Consider the following 21,312-nt stretch of genomic DNA (forward strand, 5'->3'; position numbering starts at 1 on the left):
TCATGGATAACCTGCCCATCGGCCCGCTGCTTGGCGTGCTGGCGCTATTGATACTCTGGTCCGGCCTGTTCACTGCTGTGGAAACCGCACACCAGCAACTCAAGATGCTGCGTGCAGGCAGCCGCCCCGGCGGTGCGGAATTTCCCGAACTGGCGTTCAATCTCAACAGCCTTATCCTCAGCAACACGCTGACCAAAGCGCTGATCACCGTCATCGCGACCCTGATTGCAGCCGACTACTGGTTCTACAACGGTCCGACTATTGCGTGGCTAAGCACGGCTGGCGTGATGCTGGTGTTCGCCGAATACATGCCGCGCCGCCTGGCGAACCGTTATCCTGTTTCAACGCTGCTGCTGGGCAACGGCCTGCTGCGCATTCCGATGAAACTCCTCTGGCCAGCGACGTACGTGTTCAACGTGATCGCCAAAACCCTGCTGCGCCCGCTTCTGAAGGGCAACGTGCAGGATCCTGGCCGGGAATTCGACGAGGAAGCGCAAAAGTCCGTTCATCACGATGGAGTTCACGAACATTATCCGCGGGCTAACGTGTTGTCGGGTGTCCAGGCGCTGGACAGCATTACGGTCAATGACATCCTCATCCCCCGCAGCGAGGTCGATGGCGTCAACCTTGATGACGCCATCGAGCTGATCATCGAGCGGCTGATCATTTCGCGCCATACGCGTCTGCCAGTGTTTCACAACGATATCAATCAGGTGCAGGGCGTGATCAACACGCGCGACATCAGCCACCTGCTGCCCAAGGGCACTCTGACCAAGGAGCAATTGCTGGCGGTCTGCTATGAGCCGTATTTCGTTCCTGAAAGCACGCCACTGCAACTGCAACTGCTCAACTTCCACAAACAGCAGCGTCGTCTTGGCGTGGTGGTCGATGAGTACGGCGAAGTGCTGGGGATTGTCACGCTGGAAGACATCCTCGAAGAAATCGTGGGCGAATTCGAAAACGAGCAGGCACTGGACAACCCGCACATCAAACGCCAGGAAGATGGGCGGCTTGAAGTGGAAGGCGCGGCTTCCATACGCGACCTGAACAAAAGCCTGGGCTGGCACTTGCCGTCGGACGGCCCGAAAACTCTGAACGGGCTGGTGACCGAAGCGCTTGAAACCATCCCCGACGCCCCGGTCTGCCTGAAGATAGGTCCGTACCGGCTGGAAATTCTTGAAACCGAGGACAACCGCGTCAAACGGGTTGCCATGTGGCAGAACGCGCCCAGCAGGGTTTTCAAGTAGCCATCAACGGCCAGCGGCTCTGTAAGCACTTGTTTCAGAGCCAGCCTGCTTCCTATAATCGCTTCGCTTATCCAAGCCCGGCTTTCGTTGTGCTACCCGCACAGGACGCGAACACCCGGTAGCCTGATCGCCCCACGCCTTATCTGGCTCGCGCTCCATCCACGAGCGTCGCCACGCCCTTGCCCAACCGGGCTGCGCTGCTCAGCGCTGCGCCAACATGACACGACTATCACAATAATGAATGCTTGCTGGCGTGCATCCACGCACCGACAGACAAGCCGACCGTCAGGGATAACCGCATGACCAGCACCTCAACCGCTCATGAAGACGACACTGTCGCAACGCCACCCGTGAACTCTGCGACTCGCGTTGCGACGGCCAGCTTCATTGGCACTGCCATCGAGTTTTACGATTTCTACGTATACGCCACCGCCGCTGCCCTGGTGATTGGTCCGGTGTTCTTTCCGCAGACGTCCGGCACTGCACAGATGCTGTCGTCGTTTCTGACTTTCGGCATCGCCTTTCTCGCACGCCCGCTGGGCTCGGCGCTGTTTGGCCATTTCGGTGACCGTATCGGCCGCAAGTCGACGCTGGTCGCCTCGCTCTTGCTGATGGGCATCTGTACCACCTTGATTGGCGTGCTTCCCGGCTACGCAACCATCGGCGCCTGGGCTCCGATCCTGTTGTGCGTACTGCGCTTCGGCCAGGGGTTGGGCCTGGGTGGTGAATGGGGCGGAGCCGCGTTGCTGGCGACGGAAAACGCGCCCAAGGGCAAGCGCGCCTGGTTCGGCATGTTCCCGCAACTGGGGCCCTCCATCGGCTTCCTGGCCGCCAACGGCCTGTTCCTGACGCTGGCCATGACACTGAGCGACGAACAGTTCCGCGCATGGGGCTGGCGGATTCCGTTTCTGCTCAGCGCCTTGCTGGTCATGGTCGGGCTGTACGTGCGCCTGAAGCTGGAAGAAACACCGGTCTTTGCCCAGGCCATGGCGCGTCATGAGCGGGTCAGGATGCCGATTGTCGAGACCTTCCGCGATCACTGGAAGCCCATGCTGCTGGGCGCCGCCTCGATGGTGGTGTGCTATGCGCTGTTTTACATCTCGACGGTTTTTTCACTGAGCTACGGCGTTTCAACACTGGGCTACACCCGGGAAACCTTCCTGGGCCTGTTGTGCTTTGCGGTGCTGTTCATGGCGGCTGCCACGCCGCTCGCGGCGTTGGCGAGCGACCGTTATGGACGCAAACCGGTCCTGCTGATCGGTGGCGTACTGGCAATTTTGTCAGGTTTTGCGATGGAACCGTTGCTGACCCACGGCACCACATGGGGCGTGGCGTTGTTCCTGTGCATCGAGCTGTTCCTGATGGGCGTGACCTTTGCACCGATGGGTGCGCTGCTGCCTGAACTGTTTCCGACGCAAGTGCGTTACACAGGCGCGTCGGCGGCCTACAACCTGGGCGGAATCGTCGGGGCTTCGGTTGCACCCTTCTTCGCACAGAAACTGGTGGCGATGGGCGGACTGAGCTGGGTGGGCGGGTATGTGTCGGCAGCAGCGCTGATCAGCGTGCTGGCGGTGCTGTGCCTGAAAGAGACACGCAATGAGGACTTGAACCGGGTGGGTTGAACACATCCACAATTAACCCTGATCGTGCCCATGGGCACGATCAGGGACAATTTTACAGCTCGACCTTGACCGCCTGCGAAGCGCGAGTGGCCTTGGCGCGAGCGGCTTCGATGGACTCGTCACGTGCCAGGGCTACGCCCATGCGGCGCTGGCCATTGACTTCCGGCTTGCCGAACAGACGCAAGGCAGTGTCCGGCTCGGCCAGTGCGGCACCCAGGTTGGAAAACGCGGTTTGCGTCGACTGACCCTCAACCAGAATCACTGCCGAAGCGGACGGACCGAACTGACGGATCAGCGGAACCGGCAGGCCAAGAATGGCGCGTGCGTGCAACGCGAACTGCGACAGGTCCTGGGAAATCAGTGTGACCAAGCCCGTGTCATGCGGACGCGGCGAGACTTCGCTGAACCATACCTGATCACCCTTGATGAATAGCTCGACACCGAAGATGCCGCGACCGCCCAGCGCCTCGGTCACGGCCTTGGCCACACGCTCGGACTCTGCCAGCGCTGCCGGGCTCATGGCCTGTGGCTGCCAGGATTCCTGGTAGTCGCCTTTTTCCTGACGATGACCGACCGGTGCGCAGAACGTGGTGCCGCCCACATGGCGCACGGTCAGCAGGGTGATTTCGTAATCGAAGTCGATGAAGCCTTCGACGATAACCCGACCTTTACCGGCACGGCCACCTTCTTGAGCGTAATCCCAGGCCTTCTGTACGTCGTCAGTGCTTTTAAGCAGGCTCTGGCCCTTGCCAGACGAACTCATGACCGGCTTGACCACACACGGGAAGCCCAGGTCCTCGACGGCCTTGCTGTAAGCCTCGAAGGTGTCGGCAAAGTGGTAAGGCGAAGTCGGCAGCTTCAGCTCTTCAGCGGCCAGGCGACGGATGCCTTCGCGGTTCATGGTCAACTGGGCGGCGCGCGCAGTCGGGATGACGGTGAAACCTTCCGCTTCCAGCTCCACCAGGGTGGCGGTGGCGATGGCTTCGATTTCCGGAACGATGAAATGCGGCTTCTCGGCCTCGATCACGGCGCGCAGTGCAGCGCCGTCGAGCATGTTGACCACGTGACTGCGATGAGCCACCTGCATGGCTGGGGCGTTCGCATAGCGATCGACCGCAATCACTTCGACGCCCAGGCGTTGCAGCTCGATCACGACTTCCTTGCCCAGTTCGCCGCTGCCGCAAAACAGTACGCGCGTCGCAGTAGGCGACAGTGGAGTTCCGATTTGAGTCATCTCAGGTCCTCGTGGAGCAGATATCGAGGGCAGCCCGCCGTGTGCGAGCGACCGCTGTGGAGAAAGGCGCGCAATTTACCACGAAGCCCCGGCAAATGGGGGCTCAACCCGGACAAGCGTTGTTGCGTGCCCGCCAGGCCATGATCATCCAGACGGCCGTCACGCCAGCGAACTTGGAGAGCAACGCGGTCAGTACCACCGGCGCTGTCAGGGCATCAATCATGCCGAAGAAGATGAAGGTGTCCAGCGGAATACTCAGCGCCGAGCTGATCCACAAACGATCACGCAACGGACGTCTGGTGATGCTGAATACCAGCCAGTCTATGCACTCGGACACTGCGAACGCCGTGGCGCTGGCCAGGGCAATGGTTGGATCACTGGTGATGTACGACAGCACCAGCGCGGCCAGCATGGCGAGAATCGCGCCATGGCCGAAACGGATCTGCACCATATCGCGCAACACAAAGACCAACCCTCCCCAGGCCGACCAGATGATGTCCAGGTGCGGCGCGCTGGAAAATGCGAAGTTGATCAGCACAACGCTGCCGATATAAGCGATCAGAAAAAGCATGGCGGTACTGCTGCCTGAAAAAAAGGGGGCCAATGGTAGCAGCCGGGAAAGCAGGAGGGTTTAAGGATATTCGTTAAAAACCATCGCCAGGGCTCAGCCCTTGCCACCCACCGTCCACATCATCCCGCTGGCCCTGGCCCGGTCATCGCACAGACCAAGCACGACACGACGCTCGTCATTGCTCATGCGGCTCCAGCGGGTGATTTCGCTCACGGTGCGCTGGCAACCGGTGCAGACATCGTCCTCATCCAGTGCGCAAATGCTGACACAGGGTGAACGGACCGGCTTTTCGATAATCGATTCAGTGCTCATCACTCTTCCTGCACGGCCAGGTCGCGGGCGTAGCGCTGGGCGTTGTGTACGTAATGGGCGGCGCTGGCTTCGAGCATTTTCTTCTGCACATCGGTGAGTTCGCGGACGACCTTGCCCGGAGAACCCATCACCAGCGAGCCATCAGGGATGACCTTGCCCTCGCCGATCAGCGAATTGGCGCCAATGATGCAGTATTTCCCGATCTTCGCCCCGTTGAGAATGACCGCGTTGATCCCGATCAGGCTGAAATCGTCGACGCTGCAGCCATGCAACATCGCGTTGTGGCCGATGGTCACGCCTTTGCCGATATTCAGCGGCGAACCCATGTCGGTGTGCATGACTGTGCCGTCCTGCACGTTGCTGTTCTCGCCAATATGAATCAGCTCGTTATCGCCGCGCAATACGGCGTTAAACCAGACGCTGGCACCCGCCTCCAGCCTGACCTTGCCGATCAATACCGCATTGGGCGCAACCCAACTGTGCGGGTCGGTCTGGACGCGGGATTCTCCCAGTCGGTATTTCATGCAGTTTCCTCAGGCTGGCCATGCTCATGGGCATGACTCTTTATTGATGACACAGCGTTCAGGTGGTGGAGCGTTCGGGCGGGTGATGCAGGCTGATCTTCGTCCCGTACATCACATTGACCAGCTCGACGATCATGATCGCCGTCAGCCCCCAGATCTTGTACTCGCCATAGCGATAGCTGGGGACGTACCAACTGCGACCTTCGTAATCGATGCGATGCGTGTGTTCGCGGGTGTCCTGACTAAAGAACTCCAGCGGCACACTGAATACAGCAGCGATCTCGCCATCGTTAGGCCGATACTCGACGAAATCGGGAACCACACCCACGTAAGGGGTCACTTTGATACCGTGCTTGGAAATCAGCGGGCTCAAGGGGCCGACGATTTCAACAAGACCAGGCGGCAGGCCGATTTCTTCCTCGGCCTCACGCAATGCGGTGAAAATCAGGTCGGGATCCCCGGGGTCGCGGTGCCCACCGGGAAACGCGACTTCGCCACCATGAGTGGAAAGCCCGCTGGCACGCAGGGTCAGGATCAACTCAGGTTCGTCACTGCGCGTGACAGGCACCAGCACCGCAGCCTCGGGAAAGCGTCGATCCGTCTCGAGGGCGTCTGGTGTGTGACTGACTACACGGCGAAGTAGCTCATCCAGCATGGGAAATCTCGATCTGTTGCCTGTCTGGCATCATGCACCAAAGCAGCCAAGTGCCCAACCCCTTGTAGGACAAGTCGTGTGACATGGACGCTTGCTCATGGACGGCGGGACGGGCCAAGATAGCGCCTGCATCCACTATCGACTGACACCATGAATTTTTGCAGCCAGTGCGGCAAACCCGTTATTCAGCGCATCCCCGAAGGCGACAGCCGTCTGCGCTATGTCTGCGAACACTGCCAGACCATCCATTATCAAAACCCGAACATCGTCGCCGGCTGCCTGGCTACGCTGGGCGATAAAGTGCTGTTGTGCCGTCGCGCCATCGAGCCGCGCCTGGGTTTCTGGACGCTGCCCGCCGGTTTCATGGAGAACGGCGAGACGATCGAACAGGCCGCCCGGCGCGAAACCGTCGAGGAAGCCTGCGCGACGCTGAGCGAACTGGCTCTTTACGCAATCATCGATGTGCCGCATATCAATCAGGTGCACGTGTTCTATCGCGGCGAAATGGCCACCGAAGACTTCGCGGCCGGTGTCGAGAGCCTCGAAGTGCAATTATTCGAAGAAGCCGACATTCCATGGCAAGACCTGGCTTTCCTGACGGTCAGGCGTACCCTAGAATGCTTCTTCGCGGATCGGCGTCGGCAGGCTTACCCGGTTCATACCAGTGCCCTTCCCCCATCGCGCCCGATACATACCTCTTAATTCAAGTACGCACAGTCAGGATCGGCTTGCTCACGAGTCGTCAGGGAAATGGTAATGCGCTGGTTGCTCGCTTTCGTTTGTATCATGTTCGTCCCGTTGTCACAGGCTGCGTTCACCCAGACCATCGTGCCCAAGGGCAGCGAACAGAAGATCATCAACAACAAGGTCATCAATACCGAGCCTATTGCCGGCAAGAAGATCGACAAGGTGCTGGTGCTCAAATCAGTACGGCAGTTGCAGTTGATCAGTGGCGGCGAGGCGCTCAAGACCTACCGTATTTCTCTGGGCAAGAACCCCAAGGGCACCAAGCTTCAGGAAGGCGACCAACGTACCCCGGAAGGCTTCTACTGGCTCGACTGGCGCCAGCCAAGCGGCAATTACAATCTGTCGATGCACATTTCCTACCCGAATATCGCGGACTCGGCACGTGCGCGTCGCGAAGGGGTTAAGCCGGGCAGCATGATCATGATTCATGGCACGCCCGTGGACGAAGAGTACCCTGAATGGTACTTCCATACCCTGGACTGGACCAACGGCTGTATCGCGCTGAAGAACAACGACATGCGCGAGATATGGGATCTGGTGAAAGACGGGACAATGATCGAGATACGGCCTTAGCCTGACCGCTGAATGCGCATTTCGTTGGCGTGCGCCTGTTTACGAACAAGCCGACACAATGGCCGAAGATGCAGCGCGTTTATTACGATAAGCGCGAGAACGATGTGGCAATGACCTAGAAGTCTTCCAGTCGCCACACTTCATAAGCCGGCGTTTCATAGGGATGGCTTTGCTTGAGCGCCACCACCACCTGCTGAATCAGCTCGTCAGCCACGACCAGCTCGACCTTCCACTCTTCCACCTGCTCGACCACACCGCCCTGCCCGATAAATGGCTGACTGCCATCCAGCGGGCGGAACTGACCGTGGCCAAGCACTTGCCAGCAGCATCGGTCGTAAGCACCGATTCGCCCTGCACCAGCAGCGAATATGGCGCTCTTGACCTCGTCCACATGACTCGGCGGAACAAAGAAGGCGAGCTTGTACATGTGCTGGCCTGCCCGGCTTAGTTCACCCAGACGCGGGCGTTGCGGAACATGCGCATCCAGGCGCCGTCTTCGTTCCAGTCTTCTGGACGCCACGAGTTCTGCACAGCACGGAATACGCGCTCAGGGTGCGGCATCATGATGGTGACGCGACCGTCCAGAGTGGTGAGACCGCCAATACCGCGCGGCGAGCCGTTCGGGTTGGCCGGGTAGGCCTCGGTGGTCTTGCCGTGGTTGTCCACGAAACGCAGGGCCACAGTCCCGGACACATCGGCTTCCAGCAGCGCATCGGCATTGCGGAACTCTGCGTGACCTTCGCCGTGAGCAATAGCGATCGGCATGCGCGAACCGGCCATACCCTGCAGGAAGATCGACGGCGACTCCTGAATCTGCACCATTGCAACGCGAGCTTCGAACTGCTCGGAGCGGTTACGCACGAAGTGTGGCCAGAACTCGCTGCCCGGAATCAGCTCGTGCAGGTTGGACAACATCTGGCAACCGTTGCACACACCCAGCGTGAAGCTGTCAGTACGCTCAAAGAAGCCCTGGAACGCGTCGCGTGCGCGGCTGTTGAACAGCGCCGACTTGGCCCAGCCCTCACCGGCACCCAGCACGTCGCCGTAGGAGAAACCGCCGCAGGCAACCATGCCCTTGAAGTCGTTCAGATCGACACGACCAGCCAGAATGTCGCTCATGTGCACGTCGATGGCATTGAAGCCTGCGCGGTCAAACGCCGCCGCCATTTCGACCTGCCCGTTGACGCCCTGCTCACGCAGTACGGCAACCTGAGGACGCACACCCGTCTTGATGTAAGGCGCGGCGATGTCATCGTTGACGTCGAAGCCCAGCTTGACGGTGAGGCCGGGATTGTCTTCTTCCAGCAGTGCGTCGAATTCCTGATCGGCGCATGCGGCGTTGTCACGCAGACGCTGGATCTGATAACTGGTCTCGGCCCATTGACGCTGCAGCAGACGACGTTGGCCGCTGAAGACCGGCTCACCAGCGTAGCTGATGACCACTTCGTCGTTATTCACCGGCTGACCGATGACCGACACGCAGTCTGCCAGACCGGCAGCACTGAACTGAGCCAGCACCAGCGGCGTGGCGTCCTGACGAACCTGGATGACCGCACCCAGTTCTTCGTTGAAGAGAATCTCGTTCAGCTCGGCGGCATTGTCTGCCAGACCGTCGAGGTGCAGTCTCAGACCACAATGGCCGGCAAAAGCCATTTCCAGCGCACTGACCAGCAGACCACCGTCGGAACGGTCGTGATAAGACAGAATATGGCCATCGGCATTGAGCCCCTGAACCACAGCGAAGAACGCCTTGAGGTCTTCAGCGTCATCGACGTCTGGTGCCAGGCGGCCCAGCTTGCCGTGAGTCTGGGCAAGAATGGACGCGCCCATACGGTTCTGGCCACGGCCCAGATCGATCAGGATCAGGTCAGTGATGCCCTTGTCCATACGCAGCTCTGGCGTCAGGGTCTTGCGAATATCAACCACAGGCGCGAAGCCGGTCACGATCAGCGACAGCGGCGAGGTCACGCTCTTCTCTTCGCTGTCATCGCTCCAGCGGGTCTTCATGGACATCGAGTCCTTACCCACCGGAATGGTCAGGCCCAGCTCAGGGCACAGCTCCATACCGACCGCTTTCACAGTGTCGTACAGACGCGCGTCTTCACCTGGGTGGCCAGCGGCCGACATCCAGTTGGCCGACAGTTTGATGTCGGACAGCTTTTCGATGCGCGAGGCGGCAATGTTGGTCAGGGTTTCGCCAATGGCCATGCGGCCCGATGCAGGCGCATCCAGCAGCGCCAGCGGAGTCCGCTCACCCATGGCCATGGCTTCGCCCGTGTTGACGTCGAAGCTGGTGGCGGTCACCGCACAGTCGGCGACAGGAACCTGCCACGGACCTACCATCTGATCGCGTGCCACAAGACCTGTAATGCTGCGGTCGCCAATGGTGATCAAAAAGCTCTTGCTGGCAACGGCCGGGTGACGCAGAACGCGCTGTACGCTCTCTTCGAGGTCCAGCGTGCTCGGGTCGAAATCATCGCCCATCTCCGCTTCACGCTCGACCGAACGGTGCATGCGTGGCGCCTTGCCCAGCAACACTTCCAGCGGCATGTCCACCGGATTGTTGCCGAAATGGCTGTCGGTCACGGTCAGCTGTGGCTCGGCAGTCGCCTCGCCCACGACAGCGAACGGGCAGCGCTCGCGCTCACAGATTGCCTTGAAGCGGTCGAAGTCTTCGACGCCCACGGCCAGCACGTAACGCTCCTGGGATTCGTTGCTCCAGATTTCCAGCGGGGCCATGCCTGGCTCGTCGTTGGGCACGTTGCGCAGTTCGAAACGACCGCCACGACCGCCGTCGTTGACCAGCTCAGGGAACGCATTCGACAGACCACCGGCACCCACGTCGTGGATGAAGCTGATCGGGTTACGGTCGCCCAGCTGCCAGCAACGGTCGATGACTTCCTGGCAGCGACGCTCCATTTCAGGGTTTTCACGCTGAACCGAAGCGAAGTCCAGGTCCGCAGAGCTGGTGCCGGTTGCCATGGAAGAGGCTGCACCGCCGCCCAGGCCGATCAGCATGGCCGGACCGCCGAGCACGATCAGCTTGGAACCGACAGTAATCTCGCCCTTCTGGACGTGATCTTCGCGAATGTTGCCCATGCCTCCAGCCAGCATGATCGGCTTGTGGTAACCGCGAACTTCATCGCCATGCGGTGTGGTGATCGACTGCTCGAACGTACGGAAGTAACCGGTCAGGGCCGGACGACCGAATTCGTTGTTGAAGGCCGCGCCACCCAGCGGGCCTTCAATCATGATGTCCAGCGCGGTCACGATACGATCAGGCTTGCCGTAGGGCACTTCCCACGGTTGCACGAAGCCAGGAATCTGCAGGTTGGAAACGGTGAAACCGGTCAGGCCAGCCTTTGGCTTGGCGCCGCGACCGGTTGCGCCTTCGTCGCGAATCTCGCCACCGGAACCGGTCGATGCGCCAGGAAACGGAGCAATCGCCGTCGGGTGGTTGTGCGTCTCGACCTTCATCAGAATATGCACCGGCTCCTGCACCGCGCCGTACTGGCGGGTTTCGGGATCCGGGAAGAAGCGACCGGCGACATTGCCGACGATCACCGAAGCGTTGTCCTTATAAGCAGACAGAACGCCTTCACTGTGCATCTGATAGGTGTTCTTGATCATGCCGAACAGGCTTTTTTCCTGGCTCTGGCCATCGATATCCCAACTGGCGTTGAAAATCTTGTGGCGGCAATGCTCGGAGTTGGCCTGGGCAAACATCATCAGTTCGATGTCGTGCGGGTTGCGACCCAACCCGTTGAAGCTGGTGACCAGATAGTCGATCTCGTCTTCGGCCAGGGCCAGACCCAGTTCGACGTTGGCCTTCTCCAGGGCAGCGCGACCGCCGCCCAGGATATCAATGGCCGTCAATGGCTTTGGCTGAGCGTGGCTGAACAGGCCAGCGGCCTGTTCGTGGTCGCCCAGCACCAGTTGGGTCATGCGGTCGTGCAGGCTGTCGGCGATGGCCTGAGCATCGGCTTCACTGAACTGGCCTTCTACATAGAAGGCAATCCCGCGCTCGATGCGCTGAATCTTGGCCAGCCCGCAGTTGCGAGCGATGTCGCTGGCCTTGCTCGACCACGGCGAAATAGTGCCAAACCGCGGCAATACCAGAAACAGACGGCCGCTCGGCTCTTGAACCGGCACACTGGGGCCGTATTTCAGGAGACGGTCGAGAACCTGCTGTTCTTCGCTGGACAGAGCGTCAGAGACGTCGGCGAAGTGGGCGAATTCAGCGTACAAGCCACTGACAGCTGAAACTTTTTGTTTCAGTTGTTCTAGTAATTTGCTGTGGCGGAAGGCAGAAAGGGCAGGAGCACCGCGCAGGATCAACATCTTCGGGACAGCCTCGGGAAGGGGGTGTGCTTTGAGGCCGCACATTCTAGCCTAAAGTAGGTCGTTGATCACCCAAAACGGCAGCATTGCATGCGCCCGAATGTCGCCTCTCTCGGAAAGCGAGACAAATGCCACTAAAACGCCTTCGCTTATCAGACGCAAACGCTACTGTCGAGATATGGCGCCCGGTGCGCTTTGCGTATACTGCACCGATGTTCTTCAGACCAGATTTCCGCACTCGTTGCGCCAGATGGCTCATCGCAACCGGACTCTTCCTGATGCTCAGCGCCTGTGTGGATAAACCCAACACACTGGAGCGAGTCAAGGAGGACGGCGTACTGCGCGTGGTCACCCGCAACAGCCCGGCCACCTACTTCCAGGATCGCAACGGCGAAACCGGCTTCGAATACGAGTTGGTCAAACGATTTGCCGAGGATCTGGGCGTCAAGCTGGAGATCGAAACCGCCGACAATCTTGACGACCTTTTCGACCAGATGAACAAGCCGGGAGGCCCGGTACTGGGTGCCGCTGGTCTGATAGACACCGAAAAACGCAGGCAGCAGGCGCGCTTCTCGCACGCCTATCTGGAAGTCACCCCACAGGTGGTTTACCGCAACGGCCAGTCACGCCCTACCGACGCGGCCGATCTGGTGGGTAAACGCATTGTTGTGCTCAAAGGCAGCAGCCACGCCGAACAGCTCGCAGCGCTAAAGGTGCAGAATCCCGGCATTGAATACGAAGAATCCGACGCCGTCGAAGTCGTCGACCTGCTGCGCATGGTCGATGAAGGCCAGATTGACCTGACGCTGGTGGACTCCAACGAGCTGGCGATGAACCAGGTGTACTTCCAGAACGTACGCGTGGCCTTCGACCTGGGCGAGGCCCGTGAACAGCGTTGGGCGGTCGGGCCGGGCGAAGACAACAGCCTGCTCAACGAAATAAATGCGTATCTGGACAAGGTCGAGAAGAACGGCACGCTACAACGTCTGAAAGACCGCTACTACGGCCACGTCGATGTACTCGGCTATGTCGGTGCCTACACCTTCGCCCAGCACCTGCAGGAGCGTCTGCCCAAGTACGAGAAGCACTTCCAGACCTCGGCCAAGAAAGAACAGGTCGATTGGCGCCTGCTGGCCGCCATCGGTTATCAGGAGTCGATGTGGCAGCCGACCGTGACCTCCAAGACCGGCGTGCGCGGCCTGATGATGCTGACCCAGAACACGGCGCAGGCGATGGGCGTCACTAACCGGCTGGACGCGAGACAAAGCATCCAGGGCGGCGCCAAGTATTTTGCCTACGTAAAGGATCAACTGGACGAGAAGATAGAAGAGCCAGATCGCACATGGCTTGCTCTTGCGTCCTACAACGTTGGCGGCGGTCATCTTGAAGACGCACGCAAACTGGCTGAAAACGAGGGCCTGAATCCCAATAAATGGCTCGACGTGAAAAAAATGCTGCCGCGCCTCTCGCAGAAGAAGTGGTACAGCAAGACACGTTACGGGTACGCCCGAGGCGGCGAGCCGGTGCATTTCGTTGCCAACATCCGCCGCTATTACGACATTCTGACCTGGGTCACGCAGCCGCAGCTCGAAGGCAATCAGGTGGCTGAAGGCAATCTGCACGTACCCGGCGTGGATAAGACCAAGCCAGCTTCCGACTCGACGCCCCAGCCTGCCGCCAGCGATGACAAAAGCGCGCTTTAACCCTCGCCCTTTACCTTTCCCGCAGCATCTTTCGCAGCACGCCGCATCCTGAAGAACTCACTCAACATCGCCCCGCACTCTTCCCCCAAAACACCGCCCTCGTACAGAACGCGATGGTTGAGAAAGCCCTGCGTGAAGAACTGCCCCTGGCTTTGCACTATCCCGGCCTTGGGCTCAAGCGCCCCGTAGACCACGCGCGCGACCCGCGAGTGAACGATCAGCCCCGCACACATACTGCACGGCTCAAGCGTCACGTAGAGCGTACTGCCGGGCAGACGATAGTTGTCCACGGCTCTGGCAGCCTCACGGATGGCGACCATTTCGGCGTGCGCACTCGGGTCGCTGCCACTGATCGGACAGTTGTAACCACGACCGATGATCTCGCCGTTCTGCACCACAACCGCACCGACCGGCACCTCGCCCAGCAGCGCACCCTGAGCCGCAAGCGCCAGTGCCTCGCGCATGAAATATTGATCATGGCTGCGGTCGATGATCTGCGGCTGCCTCATCAGGACACCTCGATTGCAGCCATGAGGCCGGTTTCCATGTGATCGATCACGTGGCAGTGAAACATCCACACACCCGGGTTATCCGCCACCAGTGCCACCCGCGCCCGTTCGTTTCTGCCCAACAGAAAGGTGTCTGTGAAGTACGGAATGATCTTGCGACGATTGGACGCGATCACCTTGAAACTCATGCCGTGCAGATGAATCGGGTGCTGGTACTGGGTCATGTTCTTCAATTCGAAGATGTAGCTCTTGCCCAGCTTGAGTTTGGCGATAGGCCGATCGGCACACGTCTTGTCGGTGATGTCCCACGCCTCGCCGTTGATCTGCCACAGGCTCGGCGGTTTGCCGTTATCGGTATTGACCGACATGGAGCCCACCCACTCGAAGTTGAAGTTGATCTTCTCGGCACTCTCCAGATCCGGCTCGGCGACCGGATTGGCTGGCAACTCGGGCGGCCACTCGCCCGGCGCATCACTGTTGGCGACCGAGCGAAAGGTGCCCAACCGAACCGGTCCGTTACGCAGGGAGATCTCCTCGCCCGCCGCCGGTGCCTTGATCGCCAGACAGATCCGCATGCCAGGCCCGAGCCAGTAGTCGTCGCCAAATGGACGCGGCGTGACCGGGTTACCATCCAGCGCATAAATCTGCGCCTCGGCGTCCGGCAGGTTGAGGCGATAGGTCACGGTGTTGTCAAGATTGAGCAGGCGCACACGGGTGATCTGTCCGGCGGGCAACTCGATGACCGCCTGTGGAATACCGTTCAACGTCGACAGCCGCCCGGCCGTGCCTTCACGGGCCGCTTCACGCAGCACACTGAACTCGGTGAATGCGCCCTCTTGGTCCACATGCCAGCTTTTCAGGCTGACGGTGCGCTCATGCTTGAAACCGGTCGGCTCGCGCTCTTCGACAATCAACGGCCCAACCAGCCCACGCCCCAGCTCCTCGCTGCTGCTGACATGCGGGTGATACCAGTAGCTACCGGCGTCCGGCACCCGGAATTTGTAATCGAAATACTCGCCCGGCTTGACCGGCAACTGCGAGACATACGGCACACCGTCCATCTCCAGCGGCAACCGAATGCCATGCCAGTGAATCGTCGTCTCGACCGGCAACTGATTGATGAACCGCAAGCGCAACCACTCCCCCTGCCGCACCCGCAACTCAGTGCCCGGCGCCGAACCACCGAACGCCCAGGCAGGCGTCCGGTGGCCGGGAACCAGCTCGACGTCCAACGGCGCGGCGATCAGCACGAAATCCGAACCGGCTTGCGACTCCTTGCGCCCCATCCAGTATCGCGAAGCCCCACCTGCGCCCAGGCCGACTACGGCAAGACCGGCGATGCCCGTGAGAATTTGGCGGCGGGTGAAGGACATAAAGCAAGAACCTCAAAACGACTGCGGGGACGCGTCCAAAGGCGGATGCGCGGGGGCGAATACGATACACCTGCATTTGGGGAAAGATAAGGGTCAACAGGCTCAGGCAGGCGCCTTGATTTTCCTGAGCCCCTCAGCGCCGCTCTCGTGGTAAGCGGACACGCCCAGATAGGCTGCAAGGCTCAAAGCCTGCTCGCGGTCCTGCCTGGCATCGTGATGGCGGGCAACCAGCAGCCTCCCGTTCTCGTAGACGATAAAGGTGCGAAAGCTGAGCACGCGCGCGAAATCGCAGCTGATAACCACCCGCTGGGGTGCCCGATACGCGCGCGGCAGACCCGCGACCACCGCGGCACCTGAAGGGTCTACCGTGAGGGAGGTGCGACGGTAGATACCCTTGGCAATCCTGTACGCCATAAGCACCACCACCAGCGCGCCGAATAACAAACCTGCCCACGCTTTATTATCGTCATCCTGAGGCGACCATGACGAACCGAGCAGCCATATCGCAATCAGTCCCAACGGGGTCTGACCTAACAGCACTGGAAAGACCAGTCGCCAGAAACTCAACTTCGGCCGCAGGACCTTATAGGCTGGCACCGGAGGCGGCAGTGGCTCTGCACTGAGGTAGGGTTCGAGTATCCGGCTTGCTTTGGCTATCAGCTCAGCATCAAGACGAGCATTCGCCGGCTCGTTTTCAACGACCAGCATGATCCCGAGATAGTGCTCCAGATGCAGCGTAACCACCCCGCCGTCCACCGCCAGATCCCAATAGCGCTGATCCAGCCCATCCGCCTTTACCAGCCATTCCCCGCCCAGCTCATGCTCCAGCGTCGCAGCGATAGCGTTGAACAACGCCCAGTCAGAAACATCGCAGATGTGCAGTTCCATGAGAGGCCTGTGTGGTCTGCCGGTCGATCGCGGCTTCGAGTTGAACATAAAGGCTTTGACTGCAAGAGCAACAGTCTTTGAGGCGTTGCTGCGTGGAGATTACAGATTTTTTTGAGGGTTTGTATTCGGGCCAGGCTCTCTGCAAGAGCGTTGATCATAAGCGGATCGTAAGTTGCCGCCGAGGGATGGCAGACAGTCATCCAGCGCTAACAAAGCAATTAGCGTCCTCACCCCCTTCAAAAAAACCAAAAGCCCGCAAAACGCGGGCCGTTGTGCATTCATTGCAAGTGGGTGCCGGACAATACCAGACGTCCAATCATTTCCACCCCATTGCTGATAACCGATAAACATTTATCAATTTCAACAATCTATCTATCGCAAAAAATTAAATGCCCAGCAATGCGCCACAGCGTGAGGTTATCCATTCACCGAGTCCAGGGAGGAATGATTTGCGTTGAACATATCATGCCTCCCCGCCCTCACGTGTTACGACTTGAAGCGCCCTACCAGCCCGTTCAGCTCATTCGACAGATGCGAAAGCCGACCCGAGTCTTCCTGCGCAGAACTGGCGAGGCTCTCGACCAGTTGCGCCTCGTCGTAGATCTGTTGGATATGCCTGTTGATTTCTTCGGCTACGCTATGTTGCTCTTCGGCCGCGGCGGATATCTGCAGGTTCTGATCCCTGATTTCATTCACCGACAGTTGTATGCCTTCAAAGCTTTCACGTGCGCTTCCAATGGAGGACACGCTGGCGCGTGACAGCTCAAGGCAACTTTCCATCTTCTGCGACACTTCCTGAGTCTTACTACCGAGCGCGCTGAGCAACTGATCGATTTCCCCAGTGGAATCCGAGGTACGCTTGGCTAGCGCGCGGACTTCATCAGCGACCACCGCAAACCCTCGCCCCTGGTCACCGGCCCGTGCTGCTTCGATTGCCGCGTTCAATGCCAGCAAGTTTGTCTGCTCGGCGATGGCGCGGATAGTGCCCAGAATCTGGTTGATACTGCGACTACCCTCCTCCAGCTCCACCATGGCCTGCGAAGACTCGGTAAGGCGACGCCCCAAGCGATTAACGTTGTCGGTGGTCAACTCAATCTGCTCTTTGCCTTCGGCGACACGATGATGGCCACTATCGGCGGAATTGGCCGCAGCGCTGCACGAGCGCGCCACTTCGTTGGCAGTGGCTACCATTTCATTGAACGCCGTGGACACCAACTCCACCGCCTCACGCTGGCGTCCAGCCGCCTGGTTCATGTTAGTGGCCACTTCGCTGTTCACACGCGAAGCATCCTGCAGGTTGGTCGATGCCGCGCCGATGCTCTGGATCAACTGGCGTATTGCAGCGAGAAACTTGTTGAACCAGCCTGCCAGCTCGGCGGTTTCGTCTTTGCCCTGCACATCAAGATCACGGCGCAGGTCGCCCTCACCCTCAGCAATCGACTGCAGCCCGGTGCTGACCTGGCCGATGGGCTTGACGATGACCTTGGCGAAAGCCGCCGCCAGCAGTGCGAAAAGCAGCACCAGCACCACGACGATCGCGACCGTCAGGTAGGTCATACGTGTGGCCTCGGCCATAACTTCGCTGTACTCAATCAATCCCACGTAACGCCAGCCCAGCCCCGGCGATGTCCATACGTTTGCCATGTACCGGACGCCGTTGATTTCCACTTCGGTGGAACCTTGCGCAGTGGCGGCCAGTTTGGCGTAAGGCTCACCCAGATCCTTGAGCTGCTTGAAGCTGTGTCCGGCATCACGCGGATCGACCAGCACTGTGCCGTCTTCGATGAGCATCACATAGCCGCTTTCACCGAGCTTGATACTTTTGACCAGTTCGGTGAGGTTGGTCAGCGATACGCTCACCACAAACACGCCCTTGGCCTTGCCTGCTTCATCGAGCATGGCCCTTGCGCTACCGACCAGTGCGACCGCATCCTTTTCGTAGTAATACGCCGCGGTCCTTACAGCTTTACCGGGGCTGGCCATGGCGGCCTTGTACCACGGGCGCGTACGCGGGTCGTATTTCGACAACTGCGGGTCATCCGGCCATTTCGCATAACTACCGTCTTCCAGGCCAATGGACAGGATTGCCGCTGCAGGATGCGTCGCGCCATATCGCGCAAACGCATCTATGACTTGCCGGGCTGCCGCAGGCAGCGGCTGGCTGGCTGCATCGGCAGCCTCGTAGTGCTTGAGGCTGGCAACCGATGTATAGAAAGGGTCTGTGGCCATTTGATCAACGTTTTGCTGCGTACCATCAAAAAATCGCCGGATGTTACCGTCGATCTGGCGTATTTCTCGGGTGCTGCCATCCATGAACTGGTTGACCGCTTCGGACCGGGTATTGAGCACAGAGATCACGGCCACCAGACTTACGGGGATGAACGCGACGAGTACAAAAGCCAGTACGAGCTTGTTTTTTATTTTCATTCTGCAGATCACTCCCTGAATAAGTGAGATCACGCACCCGAAGCAAATCTGCTGGACGCGAGTCGCGGCAACAGCGATATCGGCCTGCGTCGCGCAATCTTTACCGTCACCTACTCGAATGCCGTTTAGTGGCTGTGAGCCCTGCAGATGTCGCTGCCCTCAAATGATCACGAGGACAAACGACAGCATTCCGCCCTCTGCCTCTGCCCGGACAGTAATCAATAAAGACGCACTACCAGTAAAGCCCGGACGGCAGCGTTTGCCTGCAGGAGTGCCTGAAAGCGTTCGGCGGCGATAAACAGTGAATAACGACCAGGGCGTGTGCAGGCCTTTCTAGAAAGAGTCAGACGACGGCGTATCATATGCTTTCCGAGTCATACCATCAGAGAAGACGCCATGTTTACCAGGAACCTGCTGTCGAGTTTTTGCGCGTTATTATTGATCGGCTGCACAGGTAGGGGCTTTCAACCGCCGCCGCCGGAATTTACCAATTGGAAAAAAAGCGGGGTCTCGCAAGAGGGTGTCAAGAGCGCGATGAAGGCATGCGGCTATATCAACCTTACAGGAACGGGGGACACGACGCCTATTGACGAGGTACTCACGCAGTTTTATTGCATGAAAGACTCCGGTTTCAAGCGCACAGATAATATTGACCTGTGCAAGGAAGGCCGCATCGGCGAATCGCCGGTGTGCGAAGGCCGTCGGTAACCCATCAGAAAGAGAAAGCAGGGAATGAACGATCTACGCAACGGAATGTACGGCATTGCATGGGTGTTGGCGGTAGCAGCGCTCGGCGGCTGCGGCCAAGTGGCGAACGTGCGTTCGCTGTCCACCGGCTACGTGCCCCCTAAGGGCGGCGAGACTGCCCGTATCCGCCTGCTCACTGACGGCCTGGTGCGCGCCGTACCGGGGCGCGACTGCATCGACTGGAACGTGCCTGGTGCCGGGGTAATGGCGTCGGCGAAATCCGGCTTCCCCGACCATAACGGCGAAAACCTCGGCATTCCCGGACCGATCTACTCGTTGACAGGTGCGGTCTCGTCAGAGCTGGTAGTGCCGGCGAACAGGCCGATCGCACTCCATTACCTGGGACGCCTGCAATATTCGCGGCAGTGTGCCAAGACCATGACCTTCGTACCTCGGCCTGGGGTGGATTACATGGTGCAGGCGTCTATGTCGGCAGACTGTTCATTCCAGCTGGATGAGCTGTCAACTGACGGTATGCAATGGGTAGTTGTCGCGCCGAAGCCTGATGACAAGGTGGCGATGTGTAACGCGATTGATAACTTCTAGCCCGAAATCAGCACGGGCTGAGGGCTGCGCGTGATTTTTTTCAAAAAACACGCCCTATTGGAGACTGGCGAACAGTTACTGCTGGCATCTACGCTACCAAGCGTTCTCGATACCATGTTGGTATTCCTTATCCGGGACATGGTATCAGTAGAGCTTTCTCACATACGTACGATGTGCGCCATTAAAAACGCCATCAATGACGTATCAAACACAACTATTCAATTTTATTTTTTAAATAAAATCAAATAGTTATGATCCATCTTTACTCTAACTCCATTATCAATAGAGACTTAAAACACATATAAAACAAGGGTTTAATACAAAAAAATCTAAATGCCGTGAGAAATACCATGCACAGTAAATTCAAGAAGTCGAATTAACTTCTCTCGCGGCAAACGCTACCGATAGCTGCCTCTCCAAAGTGGCCAACTCATCCGCGCTACCATCCTGAACAACCTCCGCCAGCAGCTCCCCCGCATAAGACGGATCGGCCTGGAAAAGCTCGGCCATTGCCTCGTCGTGACTACGGTCTTTCATCAATCACCCCTAGTTCATGGATACCCTCAGCCTTAAGAATAGCCTGCTCAGGCCACTAAAAATCCGTCCGTTCCTGGCAGTACCGCTTCAGAAACCGACCAATAGCAGCCACTCGTAAACGGCAGTTCCGCATTGAATCAGGCAACCGTCGATCAATCTAGCGGAGTCTGGACAGTCGAATTTCCAATGCTCGCGAGAAAAATGCAGGTATCCCGATTAGAGCGCAGAATAACCACGCGGCAAGCTAATGGTGCTGTTGCAACAAGTTGTTGCATCTTTTCTCGCGCTGATTTTTTCGTCCGCCACATAAATCTAAAAAACTCCGGTAGGTTCATCAGCAGTTCGGGGCAGCTCTCCGGCAAGTCAGGCCGAGACTGACCGCGTTGGAGCAGGGTTCTGCGCAGTACGCGCAAGAATCGGAGCGGCGCCGAACGATCAATCCATATCAAAAGATCTGCACGGGCCAGCCGGTTGTCCCAAGTGGCTGAATGGCCACCTTCGAATATCCAACAATCTCGGGCCTCTACATCGAGACAAAGCTGTGTCTTCTCGTCCCGACTTCGTTCGATCCACCCTGGCTGCCAGTGAATAGTGTCGATATGAACGACCGGCAAACCCGTGCGCTGACCAAGCTCACGCGCCAAAGTGCTTTTGCCTGACCCAGGTTGACCAACAATCATCACACGTTGCATCGAAGCTCCTTCTCGCTATGCAAGCTGATTTTTTGGGGGTGGCGATTTTACGTCAATGCCTATC

20 protein-coding genes and 1 pseudogene are annotated in these 21,312 nt (G+C 58.8%); 7 read left to right on the top strand and 14 right to left on the bottom strand.

Features of this window, described 5'->3' with window-relative positions; all coding sequences use genetic code 11:
- Positions 1–2: 2 nt before the first annotated feature.
- Both H8S56_RS05870 and H8S56_RS05875 read left to right on the top strand, forming a co-directional pair.
- Positions 3–1,247 (top strand): transporter associated domain-containing protein, encoded by a 1,245-nt coding sequence (locus tag H8S56_RS05870; protein WP_187518111.1) that lies wholly within the window; start codon positions 3–5, stop codon positions 1,245–1,247.
- Positions 1,248–1,546: 299 nt separating this feature from the next.
- Positions 1,547–2,869, top strand: a complete 1,323-nt coding sequence (locus H8S56_RS05875) for an MFS transporter (RefSeq protein ID WP_187518112.1) — start codon at positions 1,547–1,549, stop codon at positions 2,867–2,869.
- A 52-nt stretch (positions 2,870–2,921) separates the two neighbouring features.
- Here the strand turns inward: H8S56_RS05875 and purT are convergent, their stop codons facing one another.
- From purT to H8S56_RS05900, 5 genes are all read right to left on the bottom strand, one after another.
- Positions 2,922–4,103, bottom strand: coding sequence for a formate-dependent phosphoribosylglycinamide formyltransferase (gene purT, locus H8S56_RS05880; protein ID WP_073163809.1), 1,182 nt, complete (start codon positions 4,101–4,103; stop codon positions 2,922–2,924).
- A 103-nt stretch (positions 4,104–4,206) separates the two neighbouring features.
- Complete coding sequence (locus H8S56_RS05885; protein WP_187518113.1) at positions 4,207–4,674, bottom strand: preQ0 transporter; 468 nt, start codon at positions 4,672–4,674, stop codon at positions 4,207–4,209.
- A 93-nt stretch (positions 4,675–4,767) separates the two neighbouring features.
- Positions 4,768–4,986: a DUF1289 domain-containing protein gene (locus H8S56_RS05890; protein ID WP_024685927.1), complete on the bottom strand. Its 219-nt coding sequence runs from the start codon at positions 4,984–4,986 to the stop codon at positions 4,768–4,770.
- Entirely contained in the window at positions 4,986–5,510 is a 525-nt protein-coding gene (locus H8S56_RS05895) for a gamma carbonic anhydrase family protein (protein ID WP_024685926.1), read from the bottom strand. The genes H8S56_RS05890 and H8S56_RS05895 overlap by 1 nt, the downstream gene beginning before the upstream one ends.
- A 58-nt stretch (positions 5,511–5,568) precedes the next feature.
- Positions 5,569–6,165, bottom strand: coding sequence for a CoA pyrophosphatase (locus H8S56_RS05900; protein ID WP_187518114.1), 597 nt, complete (start codon positions 6,163–6,165; stop codon positions 5,569–5,571).
- Between the two features lie 150 nt (positions 6,166–6,315).
- Here H8S56_RS05900 and H8S56_RS05905 point away from each other — a divergent pair, with 150 nt between their 5' ends.
- Together H8S56_RS05905 and H8S56_RS05910 are read left to right on the top strand one after the other, a co-directional pair.
- On the top strand, positions 6,316–6,867 hold the full coding sequence (locus H8S56_RS05905; protein ID WP_024694847.1) for an NUDIX hydrolase: 552 nt from the start codon (positions 6,316–6,318) through the stop codon (positions 6,865–6,867).
- Between the two features lie 54 nt (positions 6,868–6,921).
- On the top strand, positions 6,922–7,485 hold the full coding sequence (locus H8S56_RS05910) for a L,D-transpeptidase family protein (RefSeq protein WP_024685923.1): 564 nt from the start codon (positions 6,922–6,924) through the stop codon (positions 7,483–7,485).
- 115 nt (positions 7,486–7,600) lie between these two features.
- On the opposite strand, the gene H8S56_RS05915 is transcribed toward H8S56_RS05910, so the two are convergent.
- Positions 7,601–7,912, bottom strand: coding sequence for a Nif3-like dinuclear metal center hexameric protein (locus H8S56_RS05915; RefSeq protein WP_187518115.1), 312 nt, complete (start codon positions 7,910–7,912; stop codon positions 7,601–7,603).
- A 17-nt stretch (positions 7,913–7,929) separates the two neighbouring features.
- Positions 7,930–11,826, bottom strand: coding sequence for a phosphoribosylformylglycinamidine synthase (gene purL, locus H8S56_RS05920; protein WP_187518116.1), 3,897 nt, complete (start codon positions 11,824–11,826; stop codon positions 7,930–7,932).
- Between the two features lie 212 nt (positions 11,827–12,038).
- Between purL and mltF the strand changes: the two genes are divergently transcribed.
- Positions 12,039–13,529 (top strand): membrane-bound lytic murein transglycosylase MltF, encoded by a 1,491-nt coding sequence (gene mltF, locus H8S56_RS05925; protein ID WP_080265998.1) that lies wholly within the window; start codon positions 12,039–12,041, stop codon positions 13,527–13,529.
- On the opposite strand, the gene tadA is transcribed toward mltF, so the two are convergent.
- The 5 genes and pseudogenes from tadA to H8S56_RS24835 form a co-directional block, all read right to left on the bottom strand.
- Entirely contained in the window at positions 13,526–14,038 is a 513-nt protein-coding gene (gene tadA / locus H8S56_RS05930) for a tRNA adenosine(34) deaminase TadA (protein WP_024694850.1), read from the bottom strand. The genes mltF and tadA overlap by 4 nt on opposite strands.
- Positions 14,038–15,411, bottom strand: coding sequence for a multicopper oxidase family protein (locus tag H8S56_RS05935; protein ID WP_187518117.1), 1,374 nt, complete (start codon positions 15,409–15,411; stop codon positions 14,038–14,040). The genes tadA and H8S56_RS05935 overlap by 1 nt, the downstream gene beginning before the upstream one ends.
- 102 nt (positions 15,412–15,513) lie before the next feature.
- Positions 15,514–16,299, bottom strand: coding sequence for a hypothetical protein (locus tag H8S56_RS05940; RefSeq protein ID WP_187518118.1), 786 nt, complete (start codon positions 16,297–16,299; stop codon positions 15,514–15,516).
- Positions 16,300–16,785: 486 nt separating this feature from the next.
- Positions 16,786–17,553 carry a methyl-accepting chemotaxis protein gene (locus tag H8S56_RS24830; RefSeq protein WP_408003782.1) on the bottom strand — a complete coding sequence of 256 codons (768 nt, stop codon included), beginning with the start codon at positions 17,551–17,553 and terminating at the stop codon, positions 16,786–16,788.
- A gap of 87 nt (positions 17,554–17,640) precedes the next feature.
- Positions 17,641–18,726: pseudogene (locus H8S56_RS24835) on the bottom strand (cache domain-containing protein); the annotation flags it as partial.
- 396 nt (positions 18,727–19,122) lie between these two features.
- On the opposite strand from H8S56_RS24835, the gene H8S56_RS05950 reads away from it, so the two are divergent.
- Both H8S56_RS05950 and H8S56_RS05955 read left to right on the top strand, forming a co-directional pair.
- Positions 19,123–19,434: a hypothetical protein gene (locus H8S56_RS05950; RefSeq protein WP_187518120.1), complete on the top strand. Its 312-nt coding sequence runs from the start codon at positions 19,123–19,125 to the stop codon at positions 19,432–19,434.
- Positions 19,435–19,458: 24 nt separating this feature from the next.
- The gene (locus H8S56_RS05955; protein ID WP_235986749.1) at positions 19,459–20,019 is read left to right on the top strand and encodes a hypothetical protein; all 561 of its coding nucleotides are present in this window, start codon (positions 19,459–19,461) and stop codon (positions 20,017–20,019) included.
- 363 nt (positions 20,020–20,382) lie between these two features.
- Here H8S56_RS05955 and H8S56_RS05960 read toward each other — a convergent pair whose 3' ends face one another.
- Together H8S56_RS05960 and H8S56_RS05965 are read right to left on the bottom strand one after the other, a co-directional pair.
- Positions 20,383–20,556 carry a hypothetical protein gene (locus tag H8S56_RS05960; RefSeq protein ID WP_187518121.1) on the bottom strand — a complete coding sequence of 58 codons (174 nt, stop codon included), beginning with the start codon at positions 20,554–20,556 and terminating at the stop codon, positions 20,383–20,385.
- A 152-nt stretch (positions 20,557–20,708) separates the two neighbouring features.
- Positions 20,709–21,248: an AAA family ATPase gene (locus H8S56_RS05965; RefSeq protein ID WP_187518122.1), complete on the bottom strand. Its 540-nt coding sequence runs from the start codon at positions 21,246–21,248 to the stop codon at positions 20,709–20,711.
- Positions 21,249–21,312: the final 64 nt, after the last annotated feature.

This window comes from Pseudomonas triticifolii (genome assembly GCF_014358015.1).
Lineage (GTDB): Bacteria > Pseudomonadota > Gammaproteobacteria > Pseudomonadales > Pseudomonadaceae > Aquipseudomonas > Aquipseudomonas triticifolii.